This window comes from Sanguibacter sp. TS_SC_8, assembly GCF_055361235.1.
Map to the genome: position 1 here is coordinate 3723342 of NZ_CM143955.1, position 22983 is coordinate 3746324.

Annotated in this window: 17 protein-coding genes; 5 read left to right on the forward strand and 12 right to left on the reverse strand. The window is 70.2% G+C overall.

All coding sequences use genetic code 11. The features are described 5' to 3' along the window. Positions 1 to 21: 21 nt before the first annotated feature. Positions 22 to 1668, reverse strand: coding sequence for a methyl-accepting chemotaxis protein (locus ACWA15_RS16725; protein WP_464056655.1), 1647 nt, complete (start codon positions 1666 to 1668; stop codon positions 22 to 24). A gap of 735 nt (positions 1669 to 2403) precedes the next feature. On the opposite strand from ACWA15_RS16725, the gene ACWA15_RS16730 reads away from it, so the two are divergent. Beyond that, positions 2404 to 2916: a P-loop nucleotide/nucleoside kinase family protein gene (locus ACWA15_RS16730; RefSeq protein ID WP_464056656.1), complete on the forward strand. Its 513-nt coding sequence runs from the start codon at positions 2404 to 2406 to the stop codon at positions 2914 to 2916. Here ACWA15_RS16730 and ACWA15_RS16735 read toward each other — a convergent pair. Then, positions 2879 to 3496, reverse strand: coding sequence for a GyrI-like domain-containing protein (locus tag ACWA15_RS16735; RefSeq protein ID WP_464056657.1), 618 nt, complete (start codon positions 3494 to 3496; stop codon positions 2879 to 2881). The genes ACWA15_RS16730 and ACWA15_RS16735 overlap by 38 nt on opposite strands. Positions 3497 to 3847: 351 nt before the next feature. On the opposite strand from ACWA15_RS16735, the gene ACWA15_RS16740 reads away from it, so the two are divergent. Next, complete coding sequence (locus ACWA15_RS16740; RefSeq protein WP_464056658.1) at positions 3848 to 4783, forward strand: ice-binding family protein; 936 nt, start codon at positions 3848 to 3850, stop codon at positions 4781 to 4783. A 77-nt stretch (positions 4784 to 4860) separates the two neighbouring features. On the opposite strand, the gene ACWA15_RS16745 is transcribed toward ACWA15_RS16740, so the two are convergent. Further along, positions 4861 to 6048: a methyltransferase gene (locus ACWA15_RS16745; RefSeq protein ID WP_464056659.1), complete on the reverse strand. Its 1188-nt coding sequence runs from the start codon at positions 6046 to 6048 to the stop codon at positions 4861 to 4863. Between the two features lie 312 nt (positions 6049 to 6360). Between ACWA15_RS16745 and ACWA15_RS16750 the strand changes: the two genes are divergently transcribed. Together ACWA15_RS16750 and ACWA15_RS16755 are read left to right on the forward strand one after the other, a co-directional pair. After that, complete coding sequence (locus ACWA15_RS16750) at positions 6361 to 10878, forward strand: lamin tail domain-containing metallophosphoesterase family protein (protein ID WP_464059549.1); 4518 nt, start codon at positions 6361 to 6363, stop codon at positions 10876 to 10878. Positions 10879 to 10955: 77 nt separating this feature from the next. Then, entirely contained in the window at positions 10956 to 11375 is a 420-nt protein-coding gene (locus tag ACWA15_RS16755; protein ID WP_464056660.1) for a VOC family protein, read from the forward strand. Positions 11376 to 11378: 3 nt separating this feature from the next. Here the strand turns inward: ACWA15_RS16755 and ACWA15_RS16760 are convergent, their stop codons facing one another. Genes ACWA15_RS16760 through ACWA15_RS16780 form a run of 5 tightly spaced genes read right to left on the reverse strand, consistent with a single transcriptional unit; the run spans position 11379 to position 17739 of the window. Further along, positions 11379 to 12953 (reverse strand): mechanosensitive ion channel family protein, encoded by a 1575-nt coding sequence (locus tag ACWA15_RS16760; RefSeq protein WP_464056661.1) that lies wholly within the window; start codon positions 12951 to 12953, stop codon positions 11379 to 11381. Positions 12954 to 12962: 9 nt separating this feature from the next. Next, positions 12963 to 13880 carry an HAD family hydrolase gene (locus ACWA15_RS16765; RefSeq protein WP_464056662.1) on the reverse strand — a complete coding sequence of 306 codons (918 nt, stop codon included), beginning with the start codon at positions 13878 to 13880 and terminating at the stop codon, positions 12963 to 12965. Continuing rightward, positions 13877 to 15115 carry a cysteine protease StiP family protein gene (locus ACWA15_RS16770; protein ID WP_464056663.1) on the reverse strand — a complete coding sequence of 413 codons (1239 nt, stop codon included), beginning with the start codon at positions 15113 to 15115 and terminating at the stop codon, positions 13877 to 13879. The genes ACWA15_RS16765 and ACWA15_RS16770 overlap by 4 nt, the downstream gene beginning before the upstream one ends. 12 nt (positions 15116 to 15127) lie before the next feature. Further along, positions 15128 to 16603 carry a phosphoribosyltransferase family protein gene (locus ACWA15_RS16775; protein ID WP_464056665.1) on the reverse strand — a complete coding sequence of 492 codons (1476 nt, stop codon included), beginning with the start codon at positions 16601 to 16603 and terminating at the stop codon, positions 15128 to 15130. Continuing rightward, positions 16600 to 17739, reverse strand: a complete 1140-nt coding sequence (locus ACWA15_RS16780; protein ID WP_464056667.1) for an HpcH/HpaI aldolase/citrate lyase family protein — start codon at positions 17737 to 17739, stop codon at positions 16600 to 16602. Before ACWA15_RS16780 ends, ACWA15_RS16775 begins: the two co-directional genes overlap by 4 nt. A gap of 190 nt (positions 17740 to 17929) precedes the next feature. Between ACWA15_RS16780 and ACWA15_RS16785 the strand changes: the two genes are divergently transcribed. After that, on the forward strand, positions 17930 to 19411 hold the full coding sequence (locus ACWA15_RS16785; protein WP_464056668.1) for a TerD family protein: 1482 nt from the start codon (positions 17930 to 17932) through the stop codon (positions 19409 to 19411). A gap of 166 nt (positions 19412 to 19577) precedes the next feature. Here ACWA15_RS16785 and ACWA15_RS16790 read toward each other — a convergent pair whose 3' ends face one another. The 4 genes from ACWA15_RS16790 to ACWA15_RS16805 form a co-directional block, all read right to left on the reverse strand. Beyond that, positions 19578 to 20153: a TerD family protein gene (locus ACWA15_RS16790; RefSeq protein ID WP_464056669.1), complete on the reverse strand. Its 576-nt coding sequence runs from the start codon at positions 20151 to 20153 to the stop codon at positions 19578 to 19580. 58 nt (positions 20154 to 20211) lie between these two features. Further along, the gene (locus ACWA15_RS16795) at positions 20212 to 20916 is read right to left on the reverse strand and encodes a TerD family protein (protein WP_464056670.1); all 705 of its coding nucleotides are present in this window, start codon (positions 20914 to 20916) and stop codon (positions 20212 to 20214) included. An 84-nt stretch (positions 20917 to 21000) separates the two neighbouring features. Next, positions 21001 to 22122 carry a DUF475 domain-containing protein gene (locus ACWA15_RS16800; RefSeq protein ID WP_464056671.1) on the reverse strand — a complete coding sequence of 374 codons (1122 nt, stop codon included), beginning with the start codon at positions 22120 to 22122 and terminating at the stop codon, positions 21001 to 21003. 94 nt (positions 22123 to 22216) lie between these two features. Beyond that, on the reverse strand, positions 22217 to 22792 hold the full coding sequence (locus ACWA15_RS16805; RefSeq protein WP_464056673.1) for a TerD family protein: 576 nt from the start codon (positions 22790 to 22792) through the stop codon (positions 22217 to 22219). Between the last annotated feature and the right edge of the window lie 191 nt (positions 22793 to 22983).

Genomic DNA, 22983 nt, shown 5'->3' on the forward strand with positions numbered 1-22983 from the left:
AACTCTGGCGGTCGGGGTGGTCTAGTACGAGAACGCGAGGAGGCGTTCGCGCAGGTCGGCGGACATCCGCGCGAGGTCGTCGACCGAGGCGCCCATCTGCACCAGGACCTCGCTGGAGGAGGCGGCGCCGGTGGCGACGCCCGCGATGTTCCCGGCGATCTCACCGGACCCGGTAGCAGCTTCGGTCACAGACCGGGACATCTCGTTCGTGGTGGCCGTCTGCTCCTCGACTGCGGAGGCGATGGTGAGCTGGTAGTCGTTGATCGAGGCGATGATCGCGGAGATCTCGGCGATCGCGGCGACGGCACCGGTGGTGTCGACCTGGATCGTCTCGACGCGGCGGGTGATCTCCTCGGTCGCCTTCGCGGTCTCCCGCGCGAGGTCCTTGACCTCCCCGGCGACGACGGCAAAACCCTTGCCCGCCTCTCCCGCTCGGGCCGCCTCGATGGTCGCGTTCAGGGCGAGCAGGTTGGTCTGTTCTGCGATGGACGTGATCTGCTTGACGACGTTGCCGATCTCCTGGCTGCTGACGCCGAGCTTGGAGATCTTCTCGCTCGTCGATGCCACAACCCCGGTTGCACGGGTCGCGACCTTCGCGGCCTCGTTGGCGTTCTCGGCGATCTCCCGGATCGAGGCGCCCATCTGTTCCGCCCCGGCTGCAACGGTCTGCACGTTTCGCGAGACCTGCTCCGAGGCCGCGGCGACGACCCCGGCCTGCACGCTGGTCTCCTCCGACCCGGCAGCGACCTGCGTGTTCGCCGCCGACAGCTCTTCCGCCGCAGCAGCGACGGTCTGCGCGGTCTCGCCGACCCCGGACAGCGTGGTCCGCAACGAGGCCTGCGCTGTGGTCAACGTCGCGGCCATCTGGCCGAGCTCGTCGCGGCTACGGACAACGGCACTCACGGTCAGGTCCCCGGTCGCCATCGCCGCGAGTGCGGCCTTCATCTGATCGATCCCCTTGCGGATCGCGGACGTCATGACCAGCGCGAGAGCGAGCACGGCGACCAATGCCGCGACCAGCACGGTGATCACTACCTGGATCGACGATGATGAATTGTCTGCCGCACCGGTCGAGATCTCGGCAGCAGCTCCGTTGAGCTGCTCCTGCAACGCCTCGAGATCGTCCTCGTAGCCGGCGACAAGCGGCACGCTCTTGTCGGCAATGAGGCCTTCGTACTGCCCCGGGATGTTGGCCTGGGCGGCCGGCATCAGCTCAGCGTCCCGGAACGTCATCCAGGCCGCTAGGTTGGTCGCGAACGACGCCCACGCCGGGTACTCGTCAGCGCCAGCGGCGACGAGCGCCTCCATCGTCGACGCGAGCTGGGCGTCGTTCGCGGTCTGCTGCGTCAACCAAGCGGGATAGGCAGTCTCATCAGTAGCCGCAGCGACCTGGGCGACGATGAGCCGCGCGAACACCTGGTCCCTCTGCACGATGCTCACGTTCGCCAGCACATCACTCTGCATCGTGACCAGCGTCTTCGTGTCTGCCGTGATCGATCGCATCGACGCGATCGCGAGCGCGCTCACCCCCGCGGCGGCAAGTGCGAGCAGCACGATGATCGACATGATCTTCGTCCGGATAGGAAGGTCGTTGACCCTCGCAATACCTCGGCTGCGTCCGGCCGTCGCGGGGACCGAAGAACTCGGCGTAGTCAGTGAGCCGCTCATGATATTCCTGTCGAGAGTGCGGAGCCGCGAGCCAGAAGGGGCGGTCAGGGGCGTAGGAGCCCGGTGTGCATCTGACCAATCGGACCAGTTCACCAGCCTGCGATAGGCCTTAAGCCCCAACTCAAGGGACCCCACAATCCACGCACCGGAGCAGAACTGGTGGAGTTGCTCGCATGAATCGAGCTCGTCGCGGGGAACAATCCTGAGCGGCGCTCTTGGCGAGGCGCATCGCAAAACGCCACTCATGCGACGGTCCCGGCACGTTCCGGACGCACAACGTCGCCGACGGCCGAGATCTGGCGGTGGTGCAGACCATCCGCAAGAACAGGAGATGCGGCCTGTGGTGACCGTCTCGATGTGCGTCGCTGGATTGGGCCGAGCCTCCCTAGTTACTTCGCAGGTCAGATGCGAACTCGGTCGTTGCGGGAGCATCTGAATCCAGATCGAGTTCCGAAGAGGAGCAAGTCGGGCCAATTTCGCTGCTGGTCTGCGTGTGTTTCCGGATTTTGGCAGGCACTCCGGTGCGAGATGCGAGGCCTCCGAATCCTGAGATTTCCTCCCAAAGATTCACATCGCAAATCGCTCCTCTGCGGTGACGTTCAGATCTCCCAGGAAACCATGCTATTGACAGGTAGGTCACATCCCCATTGGGGGGCGGACTCTTGTAGCCTCAATCTTTCATCGAGCAGGCGAGCTAGGCGGCTTGGTCGATCTCCACCAGCTAGCATCACCTGCATGCCCCAGGTGATCTTCATGTGCGGCCCCGCCGGCTCCGGCAAGACCACGGCGTCGCTCCGCCTCGAGGCCGCGGGCTTCACGCGCCTGTCCATCGACGAGGAGGCGTGGCGCGACGGCCACCGTGCGCACCCGCTGCCGGAGGACGTCGCCGAGCAGGTTCGCGCCAGGCTCCGGTCCCGGCTCATCGACCTGGTGGCGGGGGGCACCGACGTCGTCCTCGACTTCGCTTTCTGGTCCCGCGCGGTGCGCGACGACTACCGACGCCTGCTGGCCCCCTTCGGCGTCGTGCCCGAGACCTACTACCTCCCGACCCCGCGGGAGGTCGTGCTCGCCCGGCTGGCGGCCCGGGAGAACAACGGGCCGAACGAGCTGGTGCTTCCGAGGGCGGTCGCCGAGGCGTACTTCGACGGCTTCGAGGTCCCGACGCCGGACGAAGGCCCACTGCACGTCCTCGCCACCGTGCCCACCGACGTCAGAGAGCCCTCACCGGCTGCCGCAGGATCGTCTTGAGCTTGGCCGGTGCCGTGCGACGGGGGTCGCTGAGATAGATCTCGTGGTGGTCCCCGTTGAACGTCAGGCCGTGGGCGGGCAGGTACTCGTGGTGCAGCCGGTCCAGGGTCGGCGCCTCGTCGTCGTAGGACCCGATGTGCAGGATCTGCACCGATGTCCCTTCCTCCAGCGTGATCAATGACAAGCGGTCCAGCGCAGGCAGGCTCTTCTTCGCCCCTGCCGTCGTGATCGCCGCCGCGACCATCTCCTGGGTGTACCAGTCGGGCTGGTTGATCATCATGGTCCAGTCCCACGCGGCCTTGTCCCGGGTGACGAACGCCGCCATGTCGGCGGCTCGCCACAGCCCCTCCAGCGGGGCCACGACGGAGTCCCGCCCGAGGGTCTTCTTGCTCTCGAACTTCAGCGTGTAGGCGACGGCGTAGAGCGCCTCGATCGCCTCGGCGTGGGCGGGGGCGGTGTTGGGGTCGCCATGACCGTCGACCGCGAGGTAGCGGAGCTCGGGCACCTCGACGTGGGTGAAGTCCTTCGACGACGGGGAGTAGAGCTCCTTGCGGGCGATCTTGACGTCGTACTTCTCCATGGTGTCTCCCGAGCGAGGTGAGAGTGGCCGGTCCGCTGCCACGACGATACGACCTCGGCGCCGCGGGCGCCGCAAACACCCACGACGCGCCCGAATCGCCGCGTCGATTATCGGCCGCTCCGACACCCTCTCCCCGCCCCCATTCTGTGATGTTCGTCCAGGTCAGCGGGGCATAGAGGGGCTTGTTCGGCATCTGGTCGCTCGACGACGACCCTCATCGGCCAGGAGGGCGCGGGGAGAACCACGAAGTCCATGCTCTACTTGCTGTGGCGGTTATCATCCTCCGCCTCTTTCTTTCGACCGGGCGTGTCCGCCGAGGCACCGGTCGCCGAGCACGACTTGAGGTCTCCCATGCGTCCAGTACGACGATCACTCCAGACCAGCGCCGGTCTGTCGATCTGCGCCCTCACTGCACTCGTCGCTCTGGGCGGCGTGGTGCACCCGTCGGTCGCCTATGCGGCCGCCCCTCCGGTGGATCTGGGGACGGCGTCGGGCTACTCCGTCCTGGCAGGCTCGACCGTGACGAACACCGGGCCCTCGTTCCTGGGCCAGAGCCTCGGCGTCCACCCAGGGTCGGCTGCGACCGGCTTCCCGCCTGGCACCGTCGGCGGTGAGGTCCACTTCGGCGACGCCGCTGCTCTCGGTGCGAAGACGGCACTCACGGCCGCGTACATCGACGCCGCCGGCCGCCCCTTCTCCGACACGCTCGCGGTCGAGCTCGGCGGGATGACGTTGACTCCGGGCGTCTACCGGATGCCCAGCGCCCAGCTGACCGGGACCCTTACCCTGGACACCCAGGGCGACCCCGCCGCGGTCTTCATCTTCCAGATCAACGAGGCACTCATCACCAGCGCGGACAGCGCCGTCGTCTTCCTCAATGCGGCCCCCACGTGCTCGGTCTACTGGCAGGTCGCCAGCTCCGCGACCCTGGGCACCAACAGCTCCTTCGTCGGCACGATCATGGCCTCGACCGCGATCGCCCTGGAGACCGGGGCCGATCTTGAGGGTCGTGCCCTCGCGCAGACGGCGGCCGTCACCCTGGACAACAACACGATCACCGCTCCGGTCTGCGACACGGTCGTCCCGACGCCCACACCCACACCCACACCCACACCCACGGTCGTCCCCCCGGTCCAGGGGGTCGAGGCGGCGGTGACCCCGCCTCCCGCCCGCACCGAGCTCGCGATCACCGGCTCGGCGACGCTTCCGCTCTCCGTCATCGCCGGGGGCCTCACGCTCCTCGGAGCTGGCCTCGTGGTCCGCCGTCGCCGTTCGCTCGAGGCCTGAGCAGAGCCCGACTCCCAGCAAGGCCTGACACACAGGGCCTGACCCGTTCGCGGGTCAGGCCCTGACTCGTTCGCGGGTCAGGCCTTGCCGGACATCACGGCCAGGCGCCACAGCGACGTGGTCTCCTTGACCCGCGCGGCGTGCAGCGGATCGCTGGCGTCGCCCACGCGGGGGTGCGTCGGCCGGATGTCGTGACGCTCCAGAACCACCAGGCCCGCGCTCTCGATCGCGCCCAGCAGCCACTCACGGGTGCGCAGGCCGAGGTGCTCGGCGAGGTCGGAGAGGACGAGCCAGCCTTCGCCGTCGGGCTCGAGGTGCATGGCCAGGCCGCCGAGGAAGCGCAGCAGCATGCGGCTCTTGGGGTCGTAGACCGCGTTGTCCATGAGCGTGCGCGACGTCGCCGGGACCCACGGCGGGTTGCACACCACGAGGGAGGCGCGCCCGGGCGGGAACATGTCGATGAGCTCGACCTCGACCTGGCCGTCCAGGCCCAGCCGGGTGAGGTTCTCGCGGGCGCAGACCACGGCCCGCTCCTCACTGTCGGTCGCCACGACCCGTGCGACGCCCCGCTTGGCGAGCACCGCGGCGAGCACGCCGGTCCCGGTGCCGATGTCGAAGGCGAGGTCGGTCGCGGGCAGCGGAGCCTGCGCGACGAGGTCGACGTACTCGCTACGCACCGGGAAGAACGCACCGTAGTGCGGGTGGATGCTCGCGTCGAGGGCGTCGACGTGGATCCCCTTGCGACGCCATTCGTTGGCCCCGATCGCCCCGATCACCTCACGCAACGACACCAGAGACGGTTCGTCGAGGGCGCCGTAGGCGCCGGTGAGCGCCTCGTGGATCTCGGGCGGGCGGCGCAGCGGCACAGCCCCGCCCGCGTCGATCGGGATGAGGAGCATGCTGAGGATCCGGGCGCGGTGCGCGCGTGCCTGGCGGTAGCGGTAGAACGCCTCCGCCGTCGTGCCGCCGGTCGCTCCCTCGGCTGACTCGGTGCGTCGTTCGATGGCCTCGAGGAGCTGGCGGGCGTTCTGGAAGTCGCCGCGCCACAGCAGGGCGACGCCCTGGGAGGCGTCGCGGTAGGCCTCTTTGGCGGTGTAGTGGTCCTCGATGACGATCATCCGGCTGGGGGCGGGCACGTCGTTGGCGGTCCGCCAGCGGGCGGTGTGCTCGACGCCGCCTTCATCCCAGCCGATGAGCGCGCCGTCACCGACGACGGCGTCGAGCTTGCGGACGGGGACAGCGACAGGTTCGACGATTCGTGCCACGGGGCAACGCTCCAGTGTTCGGGAAGACATGGAGCCTTGCAGAGGCGGCACCAGCCCGTCGAGCATATCCCGGAGCCTGCGCGTGGCACCGACGCCCCCCGGGCTCGCCCCCGTGCTCGCCCTCCTGCCGGCGCGCATCGTTCCTGGTGAGGAGCGCGCCGACATCACCCGCAGGCTTCTCCCCATTCACCGCTCGGCCACCACAGCGTCATCCGCCTCTCATAGGTTCACCGCATCCACGCTTCGAACCGAGAGAAGGTCCCCTCCGTGCCACTCCACCTCCCACGGGCGACGATGCCAGGGGTGGCGACCATGACGGTCGTCGCCCTCGGCTGCGGTCTCCTGGCAGCGACCGCGACCGCGGCACCCGCTGCCCCCACCCCGTCCCCGTGGCCGCTGGTCGTCACCGAGATCGCCCCGGACAACACCGGCTACGACAACTTCGAGTTCTTCGAGGTCGCGAACACCTCTGGCGCGGACATCGACCTGTCGGCCGCCGGGGTGACGCTGGCGTACACCTTCGTCAGCTCCGACGACCGGGCCAAGGACGTGCCGCTCACCGTCCCGGCCGGCACGGTCGTCCCCGCCGGTCAGCCCGTGGTGTTCTGGGTCGACTACTCCACGACCACCGTCAACACCGCGGCCAAGACCGAGGACGACTTCCGCAGCTTCTACGCCGCCGAGACCGGTCAGCCGGTGGGCACCTACCCGATCGTGCGCGTCACCGGTCAGGCGGGTCTGGCCAACGGCGGCGAGCGCGGGATCCGCCTGGTCGCCGCGGACTCCTCGGCGATCAGCTGGTCCTTCTACCCGTCCGGCTCGGTCGCCGTCGCGCGGTCCGCGCACTTCAAGCTGCCAGGCACGACGTCGGCCCGCGGCCTCGACGTGCTGACCGCCACCGGGGTCCCCAGCCCAGGTGTCGTCCTCCCGGAGGCGCTCGTCGCGCCCACCGACCCCACCGACCCGGGCACCGGTGACCCCACGACGGACCCCACCGCGGACCCCACGACCGACCCGACAACCGATCCCACCACCGACCCGACCACCGACCCCACGACCACGCCCACCCCAGCCGCCGGCACACCCCCGCTGATGATCACCGAGGCCCTCCCGGACTCGATCAACGTCGGCGGCTCGGACGGCTACGAGTTCGTCGAGGTCCACAACCCCACAGACCGCCCGATCAGCTTCGCCGACTACGTGCTGCGCTACCTCTACCCGCTCGAGGACCTCACCAACTCCTCGGTCGTCGACTGGCTCTCCACCCCGACGGACCCGGTGATCGCCCCCGGCGAGAGCCTCGTCCTGTGGATCAAGAACGGTCCCAACAACGCCCTGACCGCGGCTGACTTCAATGCCGTCTTCGGCACGTCGCTGACCCTCGGCACGGACCTCGTCGAGGTGTACTCCGGCGGCATGGCCAACGGCAGCCCGCGTGGGCTGGAGATCACCACCCGCACCGGGGTCAGCCTGAACACCGCCTACTACAACCTCGGTGGCACCAAGGACGTGGCGGCCGGCAAGGGCCTGCAGTACGCCCACGACCCAGCCGCACCCGCCCGCCAGCAGCTCACCGGGTCGGCGACGCCGACGCCGGGCACCGTCACCCCCGGGCAGGTCCCCACGACGCCCGTCGTCGTCCCGGCCGACACCTCCGCCCCCACGATCACCGACCAGACCCTCGCGACGTTCTCCCTCACCGAGACGTTCACGGTCGACGCGACGGTGACCGACGACGTCCTGACCCGCTCGGTCACGCTGTTCCTCAAGGGCAGCTCGGACGCCGACTTCCAGCCGATCAACCTCACCGCCGACGCCGCGGACGGCTACCTCCACACCGTCAGCGCCGCCGACCTCACCGGCAAGCGCTGGTTCGAGTACTACCTCGTCGCCTCCGACGGCACGAGCTCCACCACGACCCCCACCCGCCGCGCCGCCGCCGAGGGCGTCGACACCTCGCCCGTGCGTCTCAACGTCACCGACGGGCAGATCCTCGCCGGGACGGCGACGATCTCCGGCGCCAGCGACGCCTACCCCTCCCCGGTCACCCTCGACATCGACGGCACGCCCCTCACCACGCAGACCGCGCTGGAGACGGCTCCGGTCTTCGCCTTCGAGGCCGGTGGGGTCGACACGTTCTTCAAGAACGGCGTGCTCATCGGCACGGACGTCCTGCGCATCTTCGACGACGGCATCTACTCCGGATTCGACACCATCTCCACCCCCGTCCCCCTGACCTCCGTGACCCAGGGGCAGGCGCTCACCCTCAGCGTCTACGCGGGCACCAAGGCGGCGCCGGAGATCGACCTCAACGAGAACAACGACGACTTCCAGATCAAGAACCTCCGCCTGATCCTCCCCGACGGACGCACCCTGCGCCCGGCTGGGTACACCGACCCGGCCACGGTCCTCAACATGGGCGACAGCGCCGGCAAGCTCGACTTCGTCGATGCCGTCTTCACCCTGCCCGACGACGCGTTCACCGCTCGCTCCGCGAGCTGGGACACCCGGGCGGTCGCCGACGGCGACCACACGGTCCGGGCGAGCACCGGCGTCGACGAGGTCACCCGCCGGGTCGTCGTGGACAACACCTCACCGGTCATCACCAGCCCGCTCGTGGAGGGCACGGACTACCAGGGGCCCTTCACCGTCGACGCCACCGCGACCGACCCGGGCTCGGGTGTCGCCTCCCTCACCGCGACCCTGGACGAGGACGTGGTGACCCTGCCCCTTCAGACGTCCTCCCTCACCCTGCAGCCGGGCACGCACGTCTTCACCGCCACCGCCACGGACACCGCCGGGAACACCACGACGCACACGGTGACCTTCTCCACCCCGGTGGAGGCACCGTCGTCGGGCGCGTTCGCACCGGGCGACTCGGCGACCGTCGCGGGGCCGGGCGTGGACCTGACGGCGACCGTCACGGACCCGAGCGGTGACCGCCTCGACGTGTCCTTCAACGAGGGCTACCGCTTGAGTCCCACGGACGCGGCGGTGGCCAGCTACTCGGGCACCACCCGCGTGGCGGACGGCCTCGACCGCACCGGCCGCACCCTGCTCAGCGGTGACGACCTCGCCCGGATGACCACCGCCGACGGTATCGACGCCACGGTGACCTCCGAGGACGCCTTCCCCTACCAGGTCTTCGACGTCACCGTCCCGGAGGGGGCCGGCGAGGACGCCGCGGCCCGCGTGAGCTGGTCCGGCACGGCGAACCCCGGCGCGAAGGTGCTGCTCTACGTCCTGGACACCACGACCGGGACCTGGCAGGAGCTTGACCGGCACGTGACCATCGGGGAGGGCGCGACCGAGTTCACCCTCGGCGGTACCGTCCCGGCCGCCGGGCACGCCACGGACGGCGTCATCCAGGTGCTCGTCCAGCACTCCGAGGGCTTCGCGGGCGCCGACCAGTCCCCCCGGACCGGACCGGTCGCGCTGGCGACCGGTGGGATGGACACCCCGCGGTCGGAGTACGACTTCACGCTCGGCTGGGAGTCGGACACGCAGTACTACAACGACGCCTACTACGACCGTCAGCTCGACATCCACGACTACTTCCTGGCCAACCGGGAGGCGATGAACCTGCAGTACGTGTTCCACACCGGTGACATCGTCGACAACCACACCGAGCAGCGCCAGTGGGAGAACGCCACGGCCGCCTACACCATGCTCGACGACGCCCAGCTGCCCTACGGGGTGCTCGCCGGCAACCACGACGTCGGCCACAAGGACGTCGACTACGGGCCGTACTCGACGTACTTCGGGGAGAGCCGCTTCGCGTCGAACCCCTGGTACGGCGGGTCCTACCAGGACAACCGCGGTCACTATGACCTCATCACCGCCGGCGGTCTCGACTTCATCATGCTCTACATGGGCTGGGCTCCCGGTGACGAGGAGATCGCCTGGATGAACGAGGTCCTCGCCCAGTACCCCGAGCGCAAGGCCGTCATCAACCTGCACGAGTACATGCTCACCACGGGCGGCCTCGGTGAGGTCCCGCAGCGCATGTACGACGAGGTCGTGGCGACCAACCCGAACGTCATCATGGTCTTCTCCGGGCACTACCACGACGCGTTCACGCGCGTGGACGCCTTCGACGACGACGGGGACGGGACCCCTGACCGCAACGTGCACCAGATCCTCTTCGACTACCAGGGCCTGCCCGAGGGCGGCCAGGCGTTCCTGCGCCTGATGCACTTCGACAACGTGAGCCAGACGATCACGTCGCGGACGTACTCGCCCTACCTCGACCAGTTCAACTCCACCGACCCCTCGCTCGAGGTCGAGCACCAGGAGTTCACCATGGACTACGCGGACCTCAACCTCGTGCCCCAGACGAAGTCCCTCGGCACGGACTCCTTCACCGCCGAGATCCTCACGACCCGCGCCATCGGGTCCTTCGCCGACGTGGCCAGCGGCACCACGCTGACCACCCGCTGGGAGATCCCCGGTGCGGGTCTGCACGGCTGGTACGTCACGACGACCGACCCGTTCGGCGCGGTCGACCGGTCCCCCGTCCAGCTGCTCACCGTGACCGCGGGGCCGGTCGTCCCCACCGATCCGCCGACTCTGCCGGTCACCCCCGGGACAGGGCTCCCCGGCTCAGGCGGCACAGCGGCTCCGGGTGCCTGGTCCCCCGGCACGGCGACCGGCACGGCGACCGGCTCCGCACCGGGCACCCCCCGCACGGCGCAGGCCAACTCGTCCGGGAACCTGGCGACGACCGGCACGGCCGGCCTGCTCCTCGTGGCCGGCCTGGCGCTCACGCTGCTGACCGCGGGCGCGAGCGCGGTCGTGGCCTCGCGCAGGCACCGTGGGGCGCGGGTGTAGCCCCGGTGTAGCGCACTGCACGACGGCTGAGGCCGGGTGACCTGCGGGTCACCCGGCCTCAGTCGTAGGCTCGCTCCATGACCTCCCGCGTGCGCCTCCAAGAGATCGTCGTCGACTGCGCCGACGTCACCCAGCTCGCCGTGTTCTGGGGCGCGCTGCTCGACGCCCGGTGGGCGGTGCTCGACGACGGCTGGGCGGTCGTGGAGGCCGACCCGCTCCTGCTCGCCTTCCAGCGTGTCCCTGAGCCCAAGGCCTCGCCGAAGAACCGCCTCCACCTCGACATCCTCGTGCCCGACGCCGCGGCGGCCATCGCGCAGGCTCTCGCCCTGGGTGGGTCGCAGGTGGGCGAGCCTGTCCTCACCGACGGCGACGGCTACGTCGTCATGCGGGACCTGGAGGACAACGAGTTCTGCTTCGTCGTCGACAACCACGGCCGGTGGGGCGAGCAGATCACCTCCGCCCTCGCCGCGGGCCAGGGCCACACCCGGCACGGATGAGCCTCAGGGCCCTTCGCTGTCTCCGCTCTCCCCGGTCACCCGCGGACGGTCGGGCTGGTCGTCGTCGTTCTCCTGCTTCTGGGCGGTCCGCTCCCGCTCGTCGATGGCCTCCTGACCGGGGCCGGAGAACGCCCGGGACCGCTCCTCAGCCTCCGAGCTGCCGGTGAACAGGCCCTCCACCGGCGCGAACACCATCGTCTCCTCGCTCGGTCGGACGACCGGCAGAAGAACGGTCTGCTCCTCCCGAGGTTCGGGGAAGACGCCCCGCCCGGGCTCGGAGAGGCGCATGCGGACCCCGGGACGGGTGCGCACGGGCACCCGGTTCGGGAGCGAGGGGGCGGCCGCCGGGTTGTGCGTCGTGCTGGGCGCGGCGTTCCCCGCCGTGCGGCCGGGCTCCTTGACTCCGGGCTTCGCAGCTTCGGGCTGGCCGGCACCGGGCTTGACCGGGCTGGACTTGACCGGGCCGGGCGCGGCCGAGACGGGCGCGCCGTCCTCGGTCTCGTCGGCGGGGGGCAAGAGCTCGACGTCGGGCACCCCGCGCATCAGACGGGTCCGGGGCACACCCTGGGGAGCGGAGCGGTGCAGCCAGTCGACAAGTCCCTCACGGACGTAGCAGCGCAGGTCGAACAGGGTTCCGGCATCGGCCGCGCTGGCCATCGCGCGGACCTGGACGAACCCGCCGGTCGCGTCGGTCACCTGCAAGATGCCCACCCGCTTGTCCCACAGCGTGCTCACCTCGAGCAGGCGCTTGAGCTCGGCGCGCATCGCCGCGAGCGGCACGTCCCAGTCGAGGTCGAGCTCGACCGTGCCGAGCAGGTCGGTCGACCGCCGGGTCCAGTTCTGGAACGGGGTCGTCGTGAAGTACGTGCACGGCATGATGAGCCGACGGTCGTCCCAGAGGTGGACCACGACGTACGTCATGGTGATCTCCTCGATCCGGCCCCACTCGTCCTCCAGCACGACGATGTCCCCGACCCGGATCGCGTCGGTGAAGGCGATCTGCATCCCGGCGAACACGTTCGCCAGGGACGTCTGGGCGGCGAGGCCGGCGACGATCGAGATGAGGCCCGCGGAGGCCAGCAGGCTGGCTCCGGCAGCGCGCGCCTGCGGGAAGGTCAGCAGCACCCCGGCCAGCGCGAGCACCACGATGATCGCGACGGTGAGCCGGCGCAGCACCGAGATCTGGGTACGGACCCGCCGGGCGTGCCGGTTGTCCGGGACGTCCGTGCGGAACCGCTTGAGCACGCTGTCCTCGACGACGAAGGCCAGCGCACCCACGAACCAGGCGCCCATGAGGATGAACAGGATGAGCAGCAGGTGCTCGACCGCCGGCAGCCAGCCCACCCCCGGGTCGGTGACGATCCGCACCGCGGTCCAGACCGCGGCGACCATGAGCAGACCCCGCAGGGGTCGCCGCAGACGCAGGGACAGGTCGCTCACCAAGGCGTTGCTCCGCCCGACCCGGCGCACCACCCCGGCGATCACGGTCGCCAGGACGAAGGCCAGGGCCAGGGAGACGACCACCGCGATGAGGGTGGCGGCGATGTTCGTGGCAGTGTTCAGATCGTCGTCGGGCATGCCCCCAGGCTAGGCAAGAGTCCTGGGAGAATCCCTGTGGAGAACCTCCAGAACGCCGCTCAGCAGCCACTGGGCGATCTCTTCTCCGCCTGTTGCCCCTGCTGAGGCGGTTACGGTGAGGCCCGGCGTGATCCATGACACGTCATGCAGCTCACCGTGCGCGGGGCGGATCGCCGACGTCGCCGACTCGAGCATCTCGGCGTCGAGCAGGGAGTCACCGGCGGCCAGCACGGTGTCCGAGCCCAACCGGCGGGCCGCCTCGGCGACCGCGGACCCCTTGCGGAGCTCGTCGGGGACGAGATAGAACTTGCGCCCCTGCAGCGAGGCGCGCCAGCCGCGGCTGGTCGCCCAGCTCGTGACCTCCTCGACGAAGCCGTCCGGGATCGCCTCCCGATCCATGACCGCGTAGCAGAAGAGGTCTTCCGCGCCGCGGACCTTCCGGGTCCATTCCGGCTTGAACACCGAGTGCATGTAGCCCTCGATCTCGGCGTAGGGGTGCGAGGTCTCGGCCAGCACGGCCGCGACCTGGGCGCTCCAGGCGGCGTCCGCCACGCCGTCGACCAGGAGGAATCCGCCGTTCGCGGTCACCGCGTACCGTGCCGGGGGGCCGGGCAACGTGATCCGGTGGTACTGCGCCCGGGTACGGGTGGTGGCCGGGACGAGCACGCCGAGCTCGTTGAGCTCGGTGATCGTGGCCAGGGCGGTGCGGGTGACGTGCGAGAGCGGTTCGCCCTTGTACATCTCGACGCAGACGAGGTCCTCGTAGAGCGGGCTGGTCTTGAGCTTGGTGCCCGGGGGCAGGCCGAGCTTGGCGGCTTTGCCGGAGTAGATGAGCGTGCGGTCGAGGTCGCTCGCCGCGATGACCGGGGTGACCGACGTGACAGGGGTGACACTGGCGGCGGGGCCGGTGAGCCGGTCCGCGCTCATCGGGTGGCCGTCCCGTCGGCGCCGGTCGCGCCGCGGGTGAACTGCGGGTGGATCAGCCCCACGCAGCTGTAGGGCAGGTCGTCGACCTCGACCACCTCGACGCCGCGCTGGGCGGCGAGCAGCCGCACGTGCGCCAGCTCCGCGCTCGCGTCGGCCCGCACGAGGATCTTCCACGGCACCCGGCGCAGCAGCACCCGGGTGGTCTCACCCACGCCGGGCTTGACGAGGTTGACGTCACCCAGCCCGTACTCGGCGCTGATCGCCTCGACGGCCTTCCACCCGGCCCAGGTGATCTCCGGCGCCGGTGCGCTCTGGCGCGCGGCGATCGTCTCGGCGACGCCGGCGATCACGTCGGCGAACTGCATGCTCACGACGTCGCAGAACTCCCCCGAGACGTCCATCGGGGCCAGGTCGGCGTAGAACTTCGCCCCGTGGAACATCCCCGGGCCGATCAGCGCGTCGTTGAGCACGGTCCGCGAGACCAGGCCCGAGACGGTCGAGTTGAGGCAGGCGGAGGGGATGAGGTAGTCCTCGCGGGTGCCGAAGAGCTCGGCGCAGTGGCCCGGGTCGGCGAGCACCGCGAGATCCGCGCTGAACCCGGTCCGGCCCTCGCCGGTCTGCCCGGCGCCGATCAGGCCCAGGGCGGCGTTGGCCTGCTCGACGGCGGCGGCCAGCTCGCGGGAGATCGCGCCCTTGCCGGTCCACCCGTCCACGAAGATGATGTCCTCGGGGCGGTGGTGCTCGGCGAGATAGGCGAGCGCGACCTGGTCGATGCCGCGCCCGCGCACGATGCTCGCCGCGTAGTGCGGCAGGGTCAGCCCGTGGGCGTAGCTGGCCCAGCGGCGCATGAGCACCCCGATCGGGGTGCCGGCCCGGGCCAGCGAGACGAGCACGGCCCGTTCCCCGCGCTCGGCGAGGACGAGGTCGGTCACCACCCCGACCGCGTGGGCGAGCCGGTTCGCGGACTCGCGCAGCGCGGCGTGGAAGAGGTCCTGGTACTCCTGGGTGGGCTGGTACTCGACGGGGAGGGACTCCGCGTAGTGCGCGCCACCGGACTGGATGGCCTCCTCACGCTCCTCGGTCGGTGCCTCGAGCTCGACCGAGGACAGGTCGCTGAGCAACCAGGCGACCTCGTGGGCGGCGTAGGAACCGAAGTCGGGACCGTACAGCGGGCGCGGGAGATCCGGCCCCGGGCGGGCGCCGGTGGTCTCGGCGGTGTCGGGCTGGATGGTCACGAGGTTCCCCTCCTAGGGGCGGTACGCGGGGATGACGACCACGTGCACGTGGTCGCACCACCCGGCGACGCGGTCGATCAGGCCGCCAGGCATGGACAGCTCGGCTGTGTCAGCAGGCGAGTCGATGACCACGACGATATCGGTGAATCGACGCGCCGGTTCGACGCCCGGGGCGACGTTGTGCGCAAAACGTGGGCCTGGGCCGTCGTCCGGGTCGTCGTGTGAGGGAAAGGTCACAGTCGTGCGGATCGCATAGCCGGGGTCGTCGACGGCGAGCACCGGCGAGCGGGTGGTCGTGGAGAACCGCACCCGGGTCCCGGTGCCGTCCGCGCCGGCTGCGCGGTCGGCGTCGACCGCGTCGGCGAGCGCCTGCGCGATGCGCAGCGGCGCGTACATGAGCTCCTCGAAGCCCAGCACCAGCACGTGGTCCCCCGCCAGCTCCTGCCCGACGACGGCCGCGACCTCCCGCGCCGCCGTCACCAGCGGCGTCTCGTGAGCGGGCAGGAAGCCGTGCCGGCCGCCGTCGCGCACCTGGGCGGGCCACGACGTGACCCGGGTGACGGAGGTGGGGCTGGGCGCCGCGACCTGCTCGGGCGGGTCGACCTGGACGGGGAGGGCGGGTGGGTCGATCTGGACGGGAGGGGCGGGAGGGGCGACCTCGGCGACGAGGCGCGCGGCAGCGTCGAGGATCCCCGCCGGCAGGGTGATCTCCCCCGTCGCGAGGGTGACGACGTCGATCCGGGTGCCGAGCCGCGCCGCGGTCTCGGCGAAGGTCTCCCGGTCGGCGGCGGTGCGCAGGTCGATCAGCGCGGCGACGACGTACCGCCCGCGCGGGCGGTCCGCCTGCAGGGCCTCGATCGTGTTGAGCGCGGTCCGCCCGGTGGAGATCTCGTCGTCGACGAGCACCACCGTGTCCGCGGCGACGAGGAAGGTCGGGTCCTCGGGCAGCAGCAGATGCTCGGTCGCGTGGGAGTGCTCCTCGGCGAAGCCGGCCGCGGGGGTGACCCCGGCCACCGGGCGCCGGGTGGAGTGCAGAGACGGCACCGCGAGAGCCTCGCCCACGCAGTGCCCGAGCGCCGTCGCGGTCTCGGCGTAACCGACGACGACGGTGCCCGCCGGGGTGGGCGGGACGACGTCGTGCAGGGCGTCGACCGCGGCGAGCAGGTGCGCCGCGGCGCCCGGCTCGGCGGCGCCCGCGCGGGCCAGCGCGGGCGCGAGACCGCCAGCCAGGGCGGCCTCGGCGACCCGGGACGTCCCGGCGAGCTCTCCGGCGGCCAGGAACCCGAGCAGCCGGCCGGCGGCGTAGACGAGCCGCGGGTCGGTCGGCACGTGCTTGCCCAGGACGGTCGAGACGAGCAGGTGCGCCCGGCGCGGGTTGCGCCGGATCGCCAGCCCGACGAGGTCGTCGAGGCTGATCCCGGCCGCGGACCGGCCGGAGTGGATGCCGACGCCGAGGCGACCGGCGACCCACGTGCTCGCAGCGGTCACAGCTGGTGGCTCGCGGACAGCACGTCGACGTAGGTGACGTCCTCGTGGACCACCCCGAAGACCCGGGCCCGGCGGACGAGCTGCTCGGCCCACGCGCGGTGCGGCTTCGCCTCGTTCATCTTGTTCCGGTACTGCGAGGCGTTCACCCCGCCGGTCGTCGCGCCGAGGATCTCCAGGGCGTCGACGTACTCCTCGTGGGAGACCACGGACAGGGCGTGGACGGCCGCGACGTGGGAGGGGTGGATGACGGTCTTCCCGGTCAGCCCGTTCGCCTGGTCGAGGACCACCTCGCGGATCAGCCCGTCCAGGTCGGCGTCGATCACCTTCAGGCGCAGCGTGCGCTCGTCGTGCTCGACGAACGGTGTCTCGCGCAGCTGCGGCTTGAAGATGCGCTCGTGCTGGGCGAAGTACTCCCACACCGGTCCGGTGATGAGGTACCCGGCGTCCCCGGCACGGCCGAGCACGTTGACGATGTCGGAGATGACGTCGGCGATGACGTGCACGTGGTAGATGGTCAGCTCGCGGTTGCGGCGCAGGCCGTAGGCGGAGGAGAGGTCGGTCGCGCCGATCCGGACCGCGAGGACGGTGCTGCGGTACTTGGCGAGCACCTCGGCGATGCCGGCGAGCTCTCCGACCCGCGACTCGCGGTAGGCGAGCTCGGGCGACTCCAGGACCGGCATGGCGTAGAGCTGGCGGCCGGCAGCGACGGAGGCGGCCTCGACCGCGTCGAGGTACTCGACGCCGGTCTCGCCCAGGAACTTGGGGATGACGAATCCGGCGAGCACCGAGAGGTGCTCACCGAGCCCGTCCGCGATGAGCGGGATCTGGTAGGCCGCGCGCACCCGGACGAAGATCAGCGGCCCGGGCGCGGCGGTCTGGGCGTAGGCGCGCAGCTGCTCGATGGTGTTGATCTCGGCCGCGGGGACGTCCTCGTCGGCGATCGAGTCCTCGAGGCACACCACGAGGGAGACGACGCCGCGCGCCGCTCGCTTGGCGATGTCCTTGGCGAGGTTGGGTCGGGTGCCCGGGCTGTAGAGGGTTGCTCCCAGGGCCATGGCGAGGATCTGCGGGTCGCTGTCGACGGTGAACTGCTCTGGCGCACGGAAGAACAGACGCTCGATCTCAGCGTCGCCCAAGTACTCAAAATGGCGCATTGTTCCTGGCTCTCTACGTGCTCGAGGCCTTGTGGTGACAAGGGTTCGTGGTGCTCTCCGCGGGAGGGAGCAGTTCAAGATAACGGACGGTGAAAGGGCACCGATACCAGCCCCGCTGGGGAGAACTCCCCGGCCTGGCCGCGGGCTGGTCAGCCTCTGCCACCATAGAGGCATGACGCAGATGAGCAAGGGCTCGAACATCGGGTTGACCGCCACCAGGATCCGCGCCGAGCTGGTCTGGGACGCACGTCCCACGACCCCCGACGTCGACGCGTCAGCGCTGCTGCTCGCCGGCTCCGGGAAGGTCCGGTCCGACGACGACTTCGTGTTCTTCAACCAGCCGAACCACGCCTCGGGTGCGGTCCGCAAGCTGCCGAAGCAGACCGCGGGGATGCAGGTGCGCGACGCGCTGGAGATCGACACGACCCGGATCGAGGGCGCGGTCGACCGCATCGTCCTGGGCTCCTCGGCCGACGGCGGCACGTTCAGCCAGGTCCCCGGCCTGCACCTGCTGCTCACCGACCTGGCCACCAACGCCCAGATCGCCCGGTTCGACATGAGCGACGCCACGACCGAGACGGCGTTCCTGTCCGGTGAGTTCTACCGCCGCGGCGGCGACTGGAAGTTCCGGGCCGTCGGGCAGGGCTACGCCTCCGGCCTCGAGGGCCTCGCGACCGACTTCGGGATCACCGTCGACGACGCGCCGACCGCGCCTGTGGTTGCCGCGCCCGTGGTGGCTCCGGTGCGGTCCGCACCCGTGGTGGCTCCGGCCGCGCCCGCCGGGCCCATCCAGCCCGCCGGGCCCATCCAGTACACCCGGCCTGACCGCGTCACCCCGCCCGTCACGCCTCCCGCGCCGCCTGCTCCTCCTGCGGCTCCCATCCAGTACTCCCGGCCGGCCCCGGCAGCTCCTGCGCCTCCCGCGCCGCCTGCGCCTCCTGCCCAGCCCACCCAGGGCTATGGCCAGGTGCCTGCCTACGGCCAGCCTGCGGCGTCGGGCATGGCGCCCGCGCCTATCCCGGGCTACGCGCCCCCACCGGCCGGAGCGCCGGTCGCTCCCGCGAGCCGCGGGACGGTCAATCTCGACAAGGGTCGCGTGAGCCTGCAGAAGAACCAGCGGGTGAGCCTGGTCAAGACCGGGGCGCCCGCGCTCAGCCGGATCCAGCTGGGGCTGGGCTGGGACCCGGCCATGGGGTCCAAGGCCATCGACCTGGACGCGTCGGCGATCGTGCTCAACGCTGCGGGCAAGGACATCGACCTGTCCTGGTTCATGTCGAAGAAGGCCTGCAAGGGCGCGGTCCAGCACATGGGCGACAACGTCACCGGGCAGGGCGACGGCGACGACGAGGTGATCACCGTCGACCTGGACAAGCTGCCGGCCGAGGCCGTCGCGATCGTGTTCACGATCAACTCGTTCTCGAGCCACAAGTTCACCGACGTCAAGAACGCCTACTGCCGCCTCGTGGACACCGCCAGCCGCGCCGAGCTCGTCCGCTTCGACCTCACCGACTCCAAGCCGTCCACCGGCGTGTTCATGTGCGTGCTGCGCCGCACGGGGGCGGTCTGGGAGATGGAGGCCCTCGGAGCCTTCCAGGACGGCCGCACCGTCAAGGCCATGCGCGGCCCCGCCGCCAGCTTCGTCCGCCCCTCCTGACCCCCACCCCCACCCTCGCTGAGTGCGGTCGAACGGCTGCCCGATGTCCGTTCTGGGCAGCCGTTTCCCCGCACTCAGCGAGGGTGGGGACCGGGGCGGGAACGACGACGGGCTCGGTGGGAGCGGCTGAGCCGCTCCCACCGAGCCCGTCGGGCGTTCTGCGTGGTCAGAGGTAGGGCGTGACCGCCGGCAGGAGCTGCTCGAAGGTCCGGCCGGACGTCGGCGCGCCGATCGCGGTCATCGACCAGCCGGCACCGTCACGGGAGACCTTCGCCATGACCTGGGCGTTGTGCGTGCCCGAGCCGGACAGGTTGTAGCGGGCGATCTCGGAGCCGTCCGACTCGTCGACGAGGCGGCAGTACGCGCTCTCGATCTGCGTGAAGTCCTGGCCGGTGAAGGAGTTCACCGTGAACACGATCGTGGTGACCGCGGCCGGCACCCGGGTGAGGTCGACGACGATCGACTCGTCGTCGCCGTCCCCGGCGCCCGTGCGGTTGTCGCCGGTGTGCAGGACGGCGCCGTCCTTGCTCTGCAGCTGGTTGAACCACACGACGTCGACGAGGGTGCCCGCGGAGTCGAAGAGCAGCCCGGACGCGTCCAGGTCGACGTCCTGGTCCTTCTTGCCGAACAGGCCCCGCTTCTTCATCGCGTCCCAGCCGAGCCCCATGCGCACACGGACGAGCGTGCCTCCGGTCGGCTTGGTGAGAGAGACTTTCTGGCCCTTGGACAGGTTCACAGACATGACAGTCCTTTCGCCGCCGCGGCCGGGGCCGCTGACGTGGTGGGGTCGGTTGAGCAGGTCACTTGCGGCCGGGGGTCCAGTTCAGACCCCAGCCGTACGCCTCGTCGAGGGCCTTGTGCCCACCGCGGATGTAGCTGACCTCCCGGCGCACCTGCACACCGGAGGGGCTGTTCGTGATCTCGGCGATCGCGCAGATCCGCGACTGCGCGTCCGCCTCGTCCAGGCGCACCTCGATCTGGGCGCCCGACGGCGGCGTCAGCGTCACGACGCCGTCGGCGGCGGCCCAGTTGGAGGCGCCCTCGTAGATCATCGCGAAGACGAGGACGCGGCGGATCGCGGCGGTCTGGCTGAGGTCGATCGTGAGGTTCTCCCCGCCTGTCGTCTGACCCGAGCGGTCGTCGCCGTCCAGCCAGATGATGCGTCGGGGTGAGGAACCGTCGATCGCCTCGAAGGCGTTGCCGAGCGCCTGGACGACACCCTTGGTGCCGTCCGTGAACTCGTAGAGGCACGCGAGGTCGAGATCGACCGGACGGGCGGTGAGCTTGGCCAGGAACCCCTTGGCGGGCGGAGCGCTCTGCCAGTTGAGGTTCACCTTCAAGACCCCCGTGGCCACCGACTCCTTGGTCAGCGAGACGCTCGGCGCCGCCTTGGTCAGGGTGATCTTCGACAAGGAGACCGCCGGAGCAGTGACCGTGGGCTCGGCTCCGGGCGCCTGGGCCGGGTCGGGCTGGGCCGCGGAGCGCCGGGTGTAGTCGATGGCCATGGGGTCCTCCGGGTGGGTGGTGGGAACAGGTCCAGCGTGGACGAGCCGGCGGTCGGCGAGCGACCGCCGGCAGGTCCAGCCGCGTCAGGCCTTGAGCGTGACGGGCTCGGCGTCCTCAGGCTCGGCCGCGTCCAGGCGGTGGAGCTTGCGGTAGCGCAGGGAGGACGCGAACGCAGCCCCGATGAAGACGACCCCGATGAGTCCGGTGATGAGCTCGTCGATGTGTACCTTGATCGAGACGAGCAGGATCGCAGCGAGGGCGCCGATCGCCCAGTGCGCGCCGTGCTCGAGGAAGACGTACTCGGCGAGCGTGCCCTTGCGGACCAGGTAGATCGTGATCGACCGCACGAACATGGCACCGATGAAGCCGAGGCCGAGCGCGATGATCACCGGGTCGGAGGTGATCGCGAAGGCACCGATGACACCGTCGAAGGAGAAGGACGCGTCAAGCACCTCGAGGTAGAGGAACAGGAAGAACCCGGCCTTTCCGGTTGCCTTGGCCAGAGCGGTCGGACCCGAGGATCCCTTGGCCGGGGTCACGGCACCGTCCTCGGCGATCTCAGCCTCGAGGCTGCCTTCGAAGACGCTGCCCAGACCGTTGACTGCGAGGTAGGTGAGCATGCCGAGGATCCCGGAGAGGAGCACAACGTGGGAGTCCTCGGCGAGGAACTCTGCCGCCAGCACGAGCGCGACGCCACCGACCACGACGGAGAGGTTCTCGAGCTTGCCCACGCGGGCCAGCGGACGCTCGAGCCAGGTGAGCCAGCTGATCTCGCGCTCTTCGAAGATGAAGTCGAGGAACAGCATGAGGAGGAAGAGTCCACCGAAGGCGGCGATCTGCGGGTGCGCCTCGGCCAGGATGTAGCCGTAGGACCCGACGTCGTCGATGTCGCCCTTCTCCATGGCGAGCCGGACGGCCTCGAGGGGCCCGAGGTTCGCGGTCACGCTGACGATGAGCAGCGGGAAGACGAGTCGCATGCCGAAGACGGCGATGAGGATGCCGACGGTGAGGAAGATCTTCTGCCAGGCCTCGCTCATCCGCTCGAGGACCTTGGCGTTGACGACGGCGTTGTCGAAGCTGAGCGAGACCTCAAGGACACCGAGGATCAGGCAGAGAAAGAATGCGTTCCAGCTGCCGTACCACAACGCGGTGGCCAGTGCCGCGATGGTGACGGCGAACGACCAGCCAAAAGTGCGGAGAAACATGCGGTTCCTTGTCTAGGTGCTCAGGGGAGGAAGTGCGGCCAGGGGGCGGCGCGGACAGGCCCGCGCCGCCCCCTGGCGGTCAGTGCTGGGTGGGTCAGACGCCCACGCCGAAGTCACGGGCGATGCCCGTGAGGCCCTCGGCGTAGCCCTGGCCGACCGCGCGGAACTTCCACTCGGCGCCGTTGCGGTACAGCTCACCGAAGACCATGGCGGTCTCGGTCGAGGCGTCCTCGCTGAGGTCGTAGCGGGCGAGCTCGGCGCCGCCGGCCTGGTTGATGACGCGGATGAACGCGTTGCGGACCTGGCCGAAGCTCTGCGACCGGGTCGTGGCGTCGTAGATCGAGACGGGGAAGACGATCTTGTCGACCTCTGCCGGGACGGTCGCGAGGTTGACGGTGATCTGCTCGTCGTCGCCGTCGCCCTCACCGGTGAGGTTGTCACCGGTGTGCTGGACGGAACCGTCGACGCTGGTCAGGTTGTTGAAGAAGACGAAGTGACCGTCCGAGACGACCTTGCCGTTCGCGCCGGCGAGGATCGCGCTGGCGTCCAGGTCGAAGTCGACTCCGGTGGTCGAACGGGCATCCCAGCCGAGGCCGATGGTCACGGCGGTCAGGCCTGGTGCCTCTTTGGTGAGCGAGACGTTTCCGCCCTTGGTAAGACTGACTCCCACGAGTACTCCAACGCTCAGGGCGGGTGCAGATGCCCCCGCCGTTCAGTGATCCGCCGCCCTGTGGGCGACGGCCCGACTATATCGCCCCACCGTTGCCGGACGGGGTTCATCCTGCGACGTTCTGATGGGCAGAACTCCCCCACCGTGCGGTCACGAGGCACCCCGACGGCCGCTCGGGCAGGAACGCGCCG